The 14,430-nt window shown below is 44.6% G+C and carries 12 protein-coding genes; 5 read left to right on the forward strand and 7 right to left on the reverse strand.

Features of this window, described 5'->3' with window-relative positions; genetic code table 11:
* Positions 1 to 19: 19 nt before the first annotated feature.
* On the forward strand, positions 20 to 2,065 hold the full coding sequence (locus tag AC3CH4_RS07900; RefSeq protein ID WP_488542770.1) for a methyl-accepting chemotaxis protein: 2,046 nt from the start codon (positions 20 to 22) through the stop codon (positions 2,063 to 2,065).
* Positions 2,066 to 2,261: 196 nt separating this feature from the next.
* Here the strand turns inward: AC3CH4_RS07900 and AC3CH4_RS07905 are convergent, their stop codons facing one another.
* On the reverse strand, positions 2,262 to 3,065 hold the full coding sequence (locus tag AC3CH4_RS07905) for a sterol desaturase family protein (RefSeq protein ID WP_488542771.1): 804 nt from the start codon (positions 3,063 to 3,065) through the stop codon (positions 2,262 to 2,264).
* Positions 3,066 to 3,133: 68 nt separating this feature from the next.
* On the opposite strand from AC3CH4_RS07905, the gene AC3CH4_RS07910 reads away from it, so the two are divergent.
* Complete coding sequence (locus AC3CH4_RS07910; protein ID WP_488542772.1) at positions 3,134 to 3,880, forward strand: tRNA-uridine aminocarboxypropyltransferase; 747 nt, start codon at positions 3,134 to 3,136, stop codon at positions 3,878 to 3,880.
* 163 nt (positions 3,881 to 4,043) lie between these two features.
* Positions 4,044 to 4,952, forward strand: coding sequence for an N-acetylglucosamine kinase (nagK, locus tag AC3CH4_RS07915; protein WP_004733781.1), 909 nt, complete (start codon positions 4,044 to 4,046; stop codon positions 4,950 to 4,952).
* A 180-nt stretch (positions 4,953 to 5,132) separates the two neighbouring features.
* Here the strand turns inward: nagK and AC3CH4_RS07920 are convergent, their stop codons facing one another.
* The 6 genes from AC3CH4_RS07920 to AC3CH4_RS07945 form a co-directional block, all read right to left on the reverse strand.
* Positions 5,133 to 5,399: a DUF2960 family protein gene (locus tag AC3CH4_RS07920; RefSeq protein WP_004733780.1), complete on the reverse strand. Its 267-nt coding sequence runs from the start codon at positions 5,397 to 5,399 to the stop codon at positions 5,133 to 5,135.
* A gap of 289 nt (positions 5,400 to 5,688) precedes the next feature.
* Entirely contained in the window at positions 5,689 to 7,506 is a 1,818-nt protein-coding gene (locus tag AC3CH4_RS07925) for a bifunctional molybdopterin-guanine dinucleotide biosynthesis adaptor protein MobB/molybdopterin molybdotransferase MoeA (RefSeq protein WP_488542773.1), read from the reverse strand.
* Positions 7,506 to 8,090: a molybdenum cofactor guanylyltransferase MobA gene (mobA, locus tag AC3CH4_RS07930; protein WP_004733776.1), complete on the reverse strand. Its 585-nt coding sequence runs from the start codon at positions 8,088 to 8,090 to the stop codon at positions 7,506 to 7,508. Before mobA ends, AC3CH4_RS07925 begins: the two co-directional genes overlap by 1 nt.
* Entirely contained in the window at positions 8,068 to 8,787 is a 720-nt protein-coding gene (locus AC3CH4_RS07935; RefSeq protein WP_488542774.1) for an energy-coupling factor ABC transporter ATP-binding protein, read from the reverse strand. The genes mobA and AC3CH4_RS07935 overlap by 23 nt, the downstream gene beginning before the upstream one ends.
* Positions 8,788 to 8,797: 10 nt before the next feature.
* Positions 8,798 to 9,496: an ABC transporter permease gene (locus AC3CH4_RS07940; protein ID WP_004733772.1), complete on the reverse strand. Its 699-nt coding sequence runs from the start codon at positions 9,494 to 9,496 to the stop codon at positions 8,798 to 8,800.
* A gap of 231 nt (positions 9,497 to 9,727) precedes the next feature.
* Entirely contained in the window at positions 9,728 to 10,534 is an 807-nt protein-coding gene (locus AC3CH4_RS07945; protein ID WP_017077255.1) for an ABC transporter substrate-binding protein, read from the reverse strand.
* Positions 10,535 to 10,837: 303 nt separating this feature from the next.
* Here AC3CH4_RS07945 and AC3CH4_RS07950 point away from each other — a divergent pair, with 303 nt between their 5' ends.
* Together AC3CH4_RS07950 and AC3CH4_RS07955 are read left to right on the forward strand one after the other, a co-directional pair.
* Positions 10,838 to 12,301 (forward strand): sigma-54-dependent transcriptional regulator, encoded by a 1,464-nt coding sequence (locus AC3CH4_RS07950; protein ID WP_237290425.1) that lies wholly within the window; start codon positions 10,838 to 10,840, stop codon positions 12,299 to 12,301.
* Entirely contained in the window at positions 12,291 to 14,318 is a 2,028-nt protein-coding gene (locus AC3CH4_RS07955) for a sensor histidine kinase (protein WP_488542775.1), read from the forward strand. Before AC3CH4_RS07950 ends, AC3CH4_RS07955 begins: the two co-directional genes overlap by 11 nt.
* Positions 14,319 to 14,430 lie beyond the last annotated feature (112 nt).

Genomic DNA, 14,430 nt, shown 5'->3' on the forward strand with positions numbered 1-14,430 from the left:
TAGTCAAACTGGATTTCACATGCCCGACACAAATTTATCAATAAAACCCTCACGTTATACATTTTCGCTCATTCAAACCGTCACTGCTGTATTTATTTCCATTCTTTTACTCGTTAGTTTTTTGTCAATGGTTAGCATTCGGGGAGTTGAACGGGTCGGGGGACATTTTGATGCACTTTCAGAACAAGCATTACCCCTTGCCTTACACAACGCCGAATTAACGCAAAGCGTATTAGAGCAAGTGAAACTTCTCACCTATAGCACCCAGTCAACCGACTTAGATACGCTGAATTCGACAAGGGTTTCAATTGACCAACTCGCAACAGAGAGTAATACCACGCTTGAGGAACTCCTTTTTATCTCCCAATCTTTTCCTGATGCGATCTCTTTAGAGCAACAACAAAACCTTATTGATGATATGGCGCAACTGCAAACCATGACTAATACGGTATTGCTGGCACAGATTGAGATTCAAAGTAAGCAAAACCTAATCGACAGTAAAATGGGCGAGTTTCGTTATGGTGTTGGCTCGATCGGGCCTGAAATGAACCGAATCAGCTCATTCTTGGTTGAAGACAACCCAGAAGCGAGCGATGCAGCGAACCGATTTACATCCAGTGCGTCTGCTATGGCGAACACCTTCTTGATGTTGATGATGCAATCTGACATTGATAAAGCACAAGACGAATACCGTCAATTGAGAAACCGAATCGCAGGCTTAAACTTAGCTTACAGCGATTTTGCCGATTGGCACCCAGACATCGCTGAATTCGCAAGCTTGACGGCGCCTTACGAAATGGTGAAAGAAGGCTTCACCGAGCAAGGGATAATCAAACAAATCCTCTTGAAACTCGAACTGGTTCAGCAGCAAGAGCAAAACTTAACGCAAGTCATCACCCTAGCGAATACCGTCATCAGCACACTGAATCAGTTGTCTTCTACAGCCTCCAAACTGATTGATGAAAGTGAACTCGTTGTAAATCAAACCATTACCAACATTGATCGTGTATTGTTTATCAGCGGGCTAGTGATAGCCATAATCATCGTGCTCTCATGGTTTGTATTACGTCGCTGGATGAATAAAGGGCTGAAAAACATTACTCAACAACTGAGTTCGCTGGCAGATCATGATTTCTCTAAACAAAGTGAACTACTCGGGCCGCTAGAGTTACAGGTTATTACTTCGAAACTCAATACGGTCGTAGATTCCACCGCTGACTCGGTTCGTTTGGTAACGCGTAATTGTGAAACGCTCTATCAAACCGCTGAAGTAAGCCATGACGCTGCCGAGCAAACCAATTCAAGCTTGAATGAGCAGAACGAATCGCTACAGAATATGATCACCACAATTACAGAACTTGAAGCGTCCATTGGTGAGATTGCTCGTATCTCTAACGCATCGAATGACGACGCGCAGATAGCAGAAAACGAATCAGTCAATGGTAGCCAAGTGGTCGGCCTTAATCAGAAGCGATTACAAGCACTCGAGCAATCTCTTAGCCTGAATCAAGAATCGATGACGGACTTGGATATTCGCGTTAAACAGATTCGTGAAATGGTCGACGTGATCAGTGGTATTGCTGAAAACACCAATTTACTCGCATTGAATGCCGCAATAGAAGCAGCGCGAGCAGGAGATCAAGGCCGCGGGTTTGCAGTGGTTGCCGATGAAGTACGAAAACTGGCGAGTGGTACCTCCCAGCAAACTACTAATATTCGTAATATGATGAACGAATTGGTGGCGGCGGCTGATCGCTCACGTGCTTCTGTAACAGAATCGAGAAGCGAAATGGCGAATGCACTGGAAACCAGTGGCGATGTAAAACAAGCCTTCGAGAAAATCGAATTCGCGGTTAGCCAGATCAAAGGACGTGTTGAGCAAATCATGGTGGCAACCGAACAACAAGCCCGTGCGACTGTCGATGTAACGCATTCAATCACTCGTGTGTCTGAGCAGGGTGAGAATACTAAGCTGCAACTTGAATCTATGATCGAGAGTTCAGAGCAAGTTGGTGAGATAGCAGGACACCAACAAGCTATGCTTCACAAGTACGTGCTGAGGTAAACGAGCGTGCTGAAATAAAGTAAACGATTCTGCCGAGTTAGCCAAACAGTACAATAGTTGAAGCACTAATCTACCGCCGCTTTTAGTTCTATTGATACAGAAACGCCCTTAGATTCTTGTAAGAATTTAAGGGCGTTTTTTGGGAATTAAGTAAGTTCGATCTCAATACAAGCTTGAGACTCAGGTGTATTAGAACCTAGTCTTTCGTTGCAGGGAATCGTGCAAATGGCTGACGTAGCATCAGATCTAACCGTTGTTCTTTATCATCTTGAATCTCTGGAACGCCAATCTGAACGTTATCGTGGCCAAGCTTTGGCTGAGCGCGGTAAGTCTTAAACCAGATGTCCCACACAGATAAAAAGAAACCAAAGTTTGAATGGGTTTCTTTCACAATGACCGAGTGATGAACGCGGTGCATGTCAGGTGTCACAATCACTTTTCTCAATCGCTTATCAATCCATAGCGGAAGACGTGCATTACTGTGGTTAAACATCGCACTCGCATTAAGAACAATTTCAAATATCACGACTGCAATGACAGGGACACCAAGTGCGATTACCAAACTCACTTTGATGAGCATTGAAAGAATCATCTCAATAGGGTGAAAGCGCGTTCCGGTTGTGACATCGATATCTAGGTCCGCATGGTGAACTCGATGTAGCTTCCACAACCAAGGAACACGGTGAAACACCAAGTGCTGCAGGTAAATGGCGCAATCTAACAGCAATACGCAGATCAAAATGGTGAGTCCTTTAGGAAGTGACAGAGTATTGAACAGACCCCATTGGTTTTCTTGTGCAATGACCGCCGCTTGGAATGCTGCGATAGGAATTAGAGTGGCTAATAGAAAGCTGTTCAAAGCAACCAGCGCAAAGTTATTCCCCCAACGAAACCATTTGCTTTGAGTCAGTGTTTTACGCGGAAAACGGCATTCCCAAAGCGCACACAATCCAAAAACGACAATAAAACAAACAAGGCGAAGCAGTGATGGGTCTTGCATGGGAATTCCTTCTATCATTCTAAGGACACTGTAAGTACAATCGTGCCACTTTTCTAGAGTTATCGTTATTGTTCATGAGAATCCACGCTTTTCATCGTTTATATCAACATCGTTTGTCCATTGCTACCAAACCGTTTAATGCGCGCGGGTGTAAAGTCGTGCGATGTGAATTCTGTAAAATCAAACAAGACAGCTGTATCTGTGAGCATCAACCAGACGTAAATACGAACGTCGCGACTATGTTGATCTTGTCAGACAACGAAATCTTAAAGCCAAGTAACACTGGTCGTTTGATTGTTGATACTGTTAAGGACAGTTACGCCTACCTTTGGCATCGTACTGAGCCAAATCAAGAGATGTTGGATGTCCTCAAAGATGACAAATACCAACCTGTGATCGTATTCCCTGAAGACTATACCGACGACAAAAAGCGTGTGGTTCAAGATCTGCCACAAATGCGTGACCCAAACAAAACACTGTTGCTGATTTTCATTGATGGCAGCTGGCGAGAAGCACGACGTATCTTCCGTCGCTCAGAGTATTTGCAAGATTTACCTGTGTTGTCGATTGAACCGGAATCGGTTTCTCAATATATGATGCGTAAGTCAGACAACGAACAACATCTATCAACGGCCGAAGTAGCGAGCTTAGTCTTGAAACAAGCTGGTGAAGAGCAGGGCGCTAAGACTTTACAGCTATGGTTTGAAGCATTTCGTGAAAGCTACATGTTGAGTAAGACACGTTATAAATCGGATCCAACCAAACCAAGCCTGAATGCTTTCATAGAGCATACTAAAAATGAGACGTCACTCTAACCTTTAACCGCTTTGTGCTGACTTGTTGTTCAAACAGATTCGAACACGAGATAAGTTTGTTATCTATCACGGTTTGTAGGGGGAGTGTTATGGATAATGCTTCCTAGTTGTTTAATTTAAAAAATTTATTTGCCCGAATTTAGGGAAAAATTGGAGAGATTTCATGTATTACGGCTTTGATGTTGGCGGCACAAAAATTGAGTTTGGTGCGTTCAATGAAAAACTTGAGCGAGTAGCAACCGAACGCGTACCAACGCCTACTGAAGATTATCAACTGCTACTTGATACTATTGCCGGTTTGGTAAAAAAATACGATAGCGAATTCTCTTGCGAAGGCAAAATTGGCCTTGGTCTTCCTGGTATGGAAGATGCGGACGACGGCACCATGCTTGTTGTTAACGTACCGGCTTCAACAGGTAAGCCATTACGCAAAGACTTAGAAGCGTTGATTGGTCGTAGTGTTAAAATCGAGAACGATGCGAACTGTTTTGCGCTGTCTGAAGCGTGGGATGATGAATTGAAAGATGAACCATCAGTAGCTGGCCTAATTCTAGGTACTGGTTTTGGTGGTGGTTTGGTTTTTGATGGCAAAGTATTCTCAGGACGTAACCACGTTGCTGGCGAGCTCGGCCATATGCGTCTTCCTATTGATGCATGGTTCCACCTTGGCGACAACGCACCGCTATTGGGTTGTGGTTGTGGCAAGAAAGGTTGTTTAGATAGCTACCTATCTGGTCGCGGCTTTGAACTGATTTATGAACACTACTTCGGTGAGAAAAAGAAAGCGATTGAAATCATCCAAGCGTACAACGAAGGCGAAGCTAAAGCAGCTGAGCACGTTGACCGTTTCATGGAGCTATTGGCTATCTGTTTCGCAAACCTATTTACTGCACTTGACCCGCATGTTGTAGCTCTAGGTGGTGGACTTTCAAACTTCGAACTTATCTACGAAGAGATGCCAAAGCGTGTTCCTAAATACCTATTGTCTGTAGCGAAATGTCCAAAAATCATCAAAGCGAAGCACGGTGATTCAGGCGGCGTTCGTGGCGCAGCATTCCTTAACATTAAGTAATCGTTACTTACCGTTAAGCGAATTAAGGTTAGATAGTTAAAAGCATAAATAAAAATGCCGCAATCTCGAAAGAGGTTGCGGCATTTTTTATTGTTCAGTGTTTTCGTTTCGTTAGCTATTAACTACTAACCCCAAAACGAAAAGCAAGAAGCTACATATCAAGAAAAAGAGCCAGAGGGCTTACTTCTTCTTTTTGCCAACGCCAAGGTTGTCTTTTTGCTTCAACGTAAGCTTAGTAAAGCCTAGCTTACGGAAATAGTTGTCTTGGTAGTTACGAACCGCTTTAGTATCAGAAATAAACTCAAGCTGTTGCTCAGTTTTTAGATACTCAGTGATGTCGATACCTTCAGCTGCAGCTACAGCTTCTTGGATCGTGCGGTGTTCTTGTTTCGAAAACAGTAACTCTTTGTCTTCGTCTTTGTAAGTGTACAGAATGGTACGAGCCATGATGCTCTCCAATAGAATTATTACTTTGCGCGCACTCTACATAAAAACAGTACGTGGCTCAAGGTTATGATAAAAAATCTTAAGATTAACGCTCTCACGCTCTCACGCTTAAGGCTTTTTAAGCTTTTTGCATTTAAAGGAACGAACAGATTGTCTTTTACAAAACGAACAGAAAAGAAAGCCCCATAACATCGAAAGCTCGATAGAAGGGGCTTCATCTATGTCTTGGCGAAGAACTTCTAAGTTAATTAAAGATCTGGTAAGTCAACTTAGCTGATTAAGCTTTGAATTAAACGCGCCCCTGCAGAGGAATGATCGTCACTGTCTCACCAACTTTCACCGTATCAACCGCTGGTGAGATTTCGATTAAACAGTTTGCTTCGCTCATTGAACGCAGGATACCTGAACCTTGCTTACCCGTCGTTTTCACTTCAAGCACACCCGATTCATTCATCGAGAACACACCACGGCTGAACTCAGTACGACCTTGGCGTGAACGCAACTGTTCGGTCGCTACCGCGTTCGCTTTAACTGGTGTCCAGTTGGTTTGACCTTGTAGCTTACGGATCGCTGGCTCTACAAAGTTAATGAACGACACCATCACAGCAACTGGGTTACCCGGTAAACCGAAGAAAGGTTTGTCTTCAATTTTGCCGTAAGCAAGAGGGCGACCCGGACGCATGTTGATGCGCCAGAAGTTAATCTCACCCAGCTTATCTAATGCGAGTTTGATGTAGTCAGCATCACCGACAGACACACCACCTGAAGTCAGAACCATATCGGTCTCTAACGACGCAGCGTGAAGTACATCCATCATCTTTTGTTCGTCATCTTCAATGATGCCGTAGTCAACAATGTCACAACCTAGCTTTTGGAGCATGCCGATGATCGTAAAACGGTTCGAGTCGTAGATAGAGTTCGGCTTCTGCTCGCTACCCGGTGCTTGAACTTCATCACCCGTAGAGAACACACCGACTTTTACCTTACGTAGAACAGGGCAGCTACCAAAACCTAACGACGCCATCATGCCCATTTCAGGTGCTTCGATGCGTGTACCACGAGTAAAGACAGGTTGGCCGATTTCTAAATCTTCACCCGCCATACGGACATTTTGTCCAACCGAGATTTTAGCGTCAGGGAAGCTAACTGTGTCGCCATCTTGAACGGCTTGTTCACGCATCACAACCACATCAACGCCTTCAGGCATTGGAGCGCCCGTCATGATCTTAACGGCTTCACCTTGTTGAACGGTTTGCTCGTAGCTGTGACCAGCCATGACTTCAGCAACGATGTTGTAGCTGTCCAATTCTAGGTCTTCGCTACGGATCGCATAGCCGTCCATTGCAGAGTTAGTATTCTGAGGTACGTTGATTGGTGAAATAACATCTTCAGCCAGCACACGCCCGTAGCCTTGTAGTAATTCAACACTCTCAGCGAGGTCGAGCGCATCAATGCTATCGACTATCTTTTGTTGACCTTGCGTAACGCTTAGGCCAGCAGGAGAGAAGGAGTCACAACACACAACAGGTGAATCGTCTTTTGAAGATGAACACGACGCTGTTTTGCTTGTTTTCGATGAAGGGTCGAATGACTGAGCATATTCAATGATGAAATCACGAATTGCCTCTAAGTCGCTGATCGCCATTTGTGGCAAGTCTGATTCAACTTGCCTGTTTGCAGCGATCGCAATAATGTTGTCATCGTTTGGATACAACCAAGGTTTGCCAACTTCGTCTCTGTGCAATTCAATTTTTGGGAAAGCGATGTTCTTACAGCCTTCAACCAGAATCAAGTCCAGCGTGTTGGTATCGAAACGTGTCAGTAGGTAATCAAAATCAGCTTCGGCTTCTGGCGTTTCTGTCATCATCACGTGACGGTTACGCGAAGCGATCAGCATTTGATTTGCGCCCGCTTTACGTAGGCGGTAGCTGTCTTTACCTGGCTTATCGACATCGAAATCGTGGTGAGCGTGTTTAAGAACACCCACTTTTAAACCCGCATTAGTCAGCAGAGGCAGCAACGCTTCAAGCACCGTTGTTTTGCCTGTGCCGCTGTAAGCAGCAAAGCCCAATAAAGGAAGGTTAGGGCGTTGTTTTGAATCTTTCATTATTGAAGCGTTCCAAATTGGGTGAGTTCTTCTGGCGTGTTCAGATTAACAAAGCAGTTAGGAGAATCGCTAAAATCGACATATTCCGTGACACATTCTTTGTATAGCAAGATGATTTTACGATCACCACGCTCCAAAAACGCTTCTAGCTTTGGCAGAACACGTTTGTGGAATAGGGTGAATACAGGTTGCTTAAATTCGCCATCATGCGCGACAAGAATGTCGCTGTCTTCTTTAACTGCAGAACAAAAACGCTCAACAAGGTCGTCACTGATTTGTGGGCTGTCGCAAGGGACAAAGCCGACCCAGTCTGTACTCGCGTTTTTAAGGCCAGCATGAATGCCGCCCAATGGACCTGGATAGTCAGGGAAGGAATCGGAAACAACCGGAGCAAATGCTTGGTAACTGTCTAAGTTACGGTTGGCATTGATAGTGATGCTGACATCTTGCTGTGACAGCTTGTTTATAACGTATTGAATAAGCGGAGAACCGTTGAGCTCAACAAGTCCTTTATCTTTTCCGCCCATGCGGCTGGCCTGTCCGCCAGCCAAAATAACCCAACTAGTTTGCGTTGGAAGCAGCATAAATATTCTCTTGTGCTTTATCTTTCTGAATAACTTGCAGAAGCGGCGATTCGGTCAAAGTATTGTCTTTGATCCACCATTGCTTCTTACATAAGTCGGTTAACGCGTTAGTTTGGTGACTAGTGATGACTAAACTCGCGCCTCTTTGAAGAAGATCTTCGGCCATTATCACCAATCTTTCAATAGATTCTTTGTCTAAAGAGGCACTTGGTTCATCCATAAGCAAGATTGACGGCTTAAGAATCCAGGCTCGTGCCATTGCAACGCGTTGACGCTCACCACCAGACAACACAGAAATGTGTTCATCTGCCAAGGTTTCTAAACCTACCATTCTCAGCGCATTAATTATTTGAGCTCGCTTATCTTTTTGGCTCTCTTTGTTAAAGCGAATACCATAAGCGACATTTTGGTACACCGAACCATCAAAAAGATAGGGGGTTTGATGCAGGTATATAATGTCTTTGAACTTGAGCCTAGGGAATAAGATCTGCTGCCAGCTTTGTGTCGGGGACTGAATACGGCCAGAGCTCGGCTTGATCAATCCTGACAAGATTTTAAGTAGGGTCGTTTTGCCAACACCGTTATCGCCTTTGAGATAAATAGCATCGTTAGGGCCGATCGACAGTTCTGGGATGTGGAACAAAACACGCTCTTTGTAGCGCATTGAAATTTGCTGCGTTGTTATTTTTATACTCATGACAGCGTTCCTAAGTTCTCAAGTAGCCTTTTCCTCTCACACTGGAAAGGAAAAAGTTAAGGGCTAATGCCAATGCTAATAACACCATACCGAGGGCGACGCCTTGAGCGAATGCGCCTTTGTGGCTTTCCATAGCGATAGCTGTTGGGATGTTTCTTGTCATCCCCATAATGTTGCCACCGACCATCATTGAACAACCAACCTCAGTGACGATACGAGAGAAGGCAGCGATAGTTGCAGCTAAAAGAGGGAAGCGCGTTTCCCAAATTAACGTACACGCCACACGAGTCGTTGATACGCCAAGCGTGCGCGCCGTTTCAACCGCTCGGCGGTCACTGGCTTGCAGCGCGCCATGCATCATAGCAACCAGAATAGGGAAACAGATCAGCATCTGACCCAGAATCATCGCCTTTTGCGTAAACAGCAGTTGCCAATCACCGAGTGGGCCAGAACGAGAGAGCATCATGTACATCAACAAACCGATAACCACGGTTGGGATAGCTTGCAGGGTGTTGATCACCGATAACAATGCCCACTTCCCGGGGAACTCGGTATAAGCCAATAAGAAAGCCATAAGGATTGCAGGAACAATCACTAATGAGATGGCGGACAAAGATACGCTGAAAGATACCGCGACGATTTTCCACAATTCGTGGTCAAAACTCACTAGTAGGTTCATTGCATCAATCGTTGTTTGCCATAGGGTCATGAAGTATCTCGTGTGAATCGATAATAGGTCTTTATCGGTAATGACTGATGTTAATCATAGCTGACACAAACTATTTGAGCTTGAATTGGCCAGCTATTGTTTTTAAGAGTGTTTCGTTAACTGTTTAGCTAAGTGTAGTGCTTGTTAGTTTTGGCTAGACCTTCAACGCTACGCTTTACTTACAACTAACGACTCATTGCTTACAATCAACTATTCTAAGCTTGCAACAAACTATTCTGCGCTCGCAACAAACAGCTGTTTGCCGTGCAGTTTAAAGTCGTTAATCAGTTTCTGACCTTTAGGGTTAACCAGCCAGTCACTGAATACTTTCGCAGCTTGGTAGTTGATGCTCGGGTAGCGTTCTGGGTTAACAAGAATCACTTGGTAAGGGTTAAACAGGTTCTTGTCACCTTGGAAAAGGATTTTAAGATCCAATTTGTTTTGGTAAGCCAACCAAGTACCACGGTCTGTCATGGTGTAGCCTTGCATCTCTGACGCCATGTTCAGAGTAGGGCCCATGCCTTGACCAACACTGCGATAACCACCGAAGTTTGGTTCCATTTTAGTTTGTGCCCAAATACCCATCTCTTTCTTATGAGTACCAGAGTCGTCACCACGAGAAACGAAGGTCACGTTATTGTTCGCGATTGCTTTGAACACATCAGTCACTGCTTTTTGAGATTCGATCTTCGCTGGATCGCTTTGAGGACCAACAATGACAAAGTCGTTGTACATCAGCTTGCGAGGTAGAACCCCGTAACCTTGTTCAACGAAATTCGCTTCAGCCTTTGGTGCGTGAGTCATCACTAGGTCTACATCGCCATTCTCACCCATGCGAAGTGATTTACCTGTACCCGCCGCTAAAACATCAACTTTGATACCAGAATCTTTTTCGAACTCAGGCAATAAGTAGTCAAGTAGACCTGAGTGGTAGGTACTTGTGGTTGTTGCCAATTTGATATGGGTGGTGTCTTCCGCGCTGCTAGCCGTGTAACTGACGATAGATAGAGCTGCAATAGTTAGGGGAATTGCTTTCATTATTATTATGTCCATTCTGTTATAAATGAATGACATGCCTTCAGTTTTAAAGGGCTCAAAAAAGGGCATGTGCATAAGACGCTAATTGTTGTAATTAGAAATCTACACCTTATAAGCAATCTTAATGCCAATAAATAATGCATCAGATCTCATTAAATTGCTGTTATTTCGGACAAAACTGCGTCATTTAGCCCTCTAAAATGAATCAAAACATGAGCTAGGACAAAATGTCGCACATTGTCCCTGTTGCACAAAAGGTTAATTGGTACACTCTGTCCCAACTTTCCCCACCGGCTAATCATTATGTCTTTACCTAGTTCATCTGCACCCAACCTCAACCCGAACACATTGACTCAATATCAAGCGTTTTCCGTCTTGGTTGTGGATGATGAAATAGGTATGCAAGCTATTTTAAAGAAAGCACTGGGTAAGTTCTTTGGCAAGGTATCGAGTGCGGGGTCGGTTGAAGAAGCCGAAATACTGCGTTCGAGCGAGCATTTTGATCTGATTGTTCTTGATATCAACCTGCCAGGTCGGTCTGGTATTGAGTGGGAAGAGGCGTTTAACGACAACGACAAACGTGCCGATGTGATTTTCATGACAGGTTATGCTGATTTAGAGATGACGATATCTGCGCTTAAGCTTGGTGCTTCAGATTTTATTCTTAAGCCGTTCAACCTCGAACAAATGATACAAGCGGTTCTGCGTTGTATGGACAAGCGCCTTGATCAAAGAATGCAGTATGCGTTGAAGCGTGATGTTAGCCGTCATATCAAGACCGAATTGATCGGCAATTCAGACAAGACTAAACAGCTCAAATTGCTGATCAGTCAATTTGCACCGTCGAGAGCATCAGTTCTTATAGAAGGTGAGTCAGGTACGGGTAAAGAGCTGGTTGCTCGTGGTGTACATGAAGCCAGCAAGCGTAGTGGCCCATTTGTGCCAATCAACTGTGGTGCAATTGCGCCTGAACTTCTAGAAAGTGAGCTATTCGGGCATACCTCTGGCGCATTTACCGGCGCGAAGAAAAACCGTGAAGGTCTATTCAGAGTCGCAAGCGGTGGCACCTTGTTCCTTGATGAGATCGGTGAAATGCCACTGCCAATGCAAGCAGCGCTGTTACGTGTGTTAGAGCAACGTACTATTCGTCCTGTCGGTAGCGAGAAAGAAATTGCCGTTGACGTACGTGTGGTGGCGGCGACTAACCGAAACCTTCAAGAAGAGGTCGATAAAGGCCACTTCCGTCGCGATCTGTTCTACCGACTCAATGTACTTAAGATTGATGTTGTGCCATTGAGAGAACGACCGTCTGATCTGATAGAGCTTGTTCCATACTTCACTCGTCTTTTATCAAGTGAACTGGGTATGCCGGTTCCAAACTGGGCACATGAAGATATCTTGGCAATGAATGAATACGAATGGCCGGGAAATATTCGCGAACTTAAGAACCTAGTCGAAAGATGCATTCTTTTAGACAAGCCACCAGCACACTATTGGCGCGAAATTAATGGTGATCCAGCCCCAACCAGCATTTCAGTGACGGTGTCACATGGAGCAGAAATACCAAACTTGAATAATGTAGACGCTGCTGAGGGTTACCCGAACACTTGGACACTCAAAGAAGTAGAAAAATCTCACATAGAACAACTGGTGAGTTTCCATGATGGCAATAAGTCTGCAGCTGCGAGAGATCTCGGTGTGGCGCGTAAAACACTAGAGCGTAAGTACAAAGAGTGGAACACAGAAGGCTCAGAATATGCCGATTAGACGTCATTGGTGGACAAAGTGGGCGTTCCGGTTCAAAACCATGGTGCGTTATCGCCTGCTATTTCTAACATCAGCCCCCATCATTCTTACCTTGTGTGCGCTTGTCGCTATAACACTTTATTGGTCAGTACATTACACGTGGCAGGGTGCTCTGATTGATGTCGATGAGCGTTTGGATGTTGCCGACAACAGTATCCATCTAATTCAGAACCAACAGGCCTATAACGTTCAAGCATTTGCTGAGTCTTACAACTTCCGAATCAAACTCACGAGCGATATTTCGAAAGAAGAGCTCACACGTTGGGTTTCTGAAAACAAATCTCGCTATGAACTCGATTTCCTGCGCTGGCGTAGCGTCGAGAGCATGGAAAAAAAACTTGAATACCTCAACATGACACACAAAGAGTCGTTCTTTAGTGTATTGAGCCAAAACGAACTCAACGATTTAGACCAAAACCTTGCCAGGCAAGCCGAAGTCCCAATGCTCAATAGTCAAAACGTTGAAACTCGGGGTTTGGTTAGCCGCACCGTTGTGTCGATTCGTGACAAGAATGATCACGTAATTGGTTTTCTTGATGGGGGGATCCTCCTTAATAACAGCACACAGTTGGTTGATCAGATCAGCAATCTCATTTATCCGCAACGCGAGGGGTTCAATCGTCGTATTGGCACCGTTACTGTGTTTCTTGATGACCTACGTGTGAGTACGAATGTACCGCTGAGCAGTGAAGAAAGTGCAGGGCGCGCAATTGGTACTCGTGTTTCTCACGAGGTTCATTCTAAAGTATTGAATGAAGGCAAAGAGTGGCTAGATAGAGCGTATGTTTACGACGCTTGGTACATCACTGCGTACCAACCGATTCATGACCAATTCGATAACGTCATCGGCATGCTTTATACCGGTTATTTGATTTGGCCATTGGTGGAAACATACTTAACCAACCTTGGTGAAATCAGTATTACGATTGTGTTGTTGTTACTGGCTTCTGGTTTGATCGTTCACCGTGGTGCGCGTGATCTTTTCAACCCAATTGAACGCATTCACAAAGTGGTGAAGCTAGTTCAGATGGGGCAAGACAAGCGAATTGGTACTCTTGGTTTGAACGATCAACACGAGCTGACTTTGCTCGCTAAACAATTCGATAAGATGTTGGATTTGCTGCACGAACGTAATCAAGAGATCCAACAAGCCGCTTCAGAACTCGAATGTAAGGTTCATTCTCGTACTGCTAGCTTGAAAGAGAAAACCGAAGAACTCGAACTACATATCAAACTATTAAACCAAGCTCGAGACAAGCTGGTGGTCAATGAAAAATTAGCCGCGCTAGGCGAATTAACCGCGGGCATCGCCCATGAGATTAACAACCCGACAGCGGTGATTCTTGGCAACGTCGAATTGATGAAGTTTGAACTCGGTGACGAAGTCGCTCGTGTAGACGAAGAAGTCCACGCCATCATGGAACAGATCGACCGAATTCGAAATATCACACGAAGCCTGCTTCAATATAGCCGTCATGGTGGTGTACAAGATGAGATCACTTGGCAACACATTAATCCAATCGTGGATGAGAGTATTACGCTCGTAAAAACAGGCGCGAAAAAGAAAGGCATTGTCTACGTATCACAACTGCATGCTAAAACGTCTGTGGAAGTTAATCGAAACCAACTTTTGCAGATTTTGGTTAACCTACAGATGAACGCGATTCATGCCATGGACGGACAGGGCACATTGACTATCTCAAGTGAAGACTGGGTGGAGAATGGCGTGTCTCATGGTGCAATCGTTCATGTTCAAGATGAAGGGTGTGGTATCAAAGAAGAACAATTGAAACGCATCTTTTCACCTTTCTACACCACCAAACGTGACGGTACAGGTTTAGGCTTGTCAGTATCTCAAAGTATCTTGAGCCAAACGGGTGGCGAGATCCGAGTTGAATCTGAGGTAGGCAAAGGAAGTCGCTTTAGCATCTATCTTCAACAAAAGGCCACACCGCAGTTGTTGGTGTCTAACCTATAATTTTTTAGCTTTAAGCTCGAATCCAACCATATTATCACCCGATAATATCTCTACTGCGCTTAGGCTGTTACATGAACGTTTCAGCCCAAGCACGAAAATCCTGCACTACTAA

The organism is Vibrio sp. QJM3NY_26, assembly GCF_057786005.1.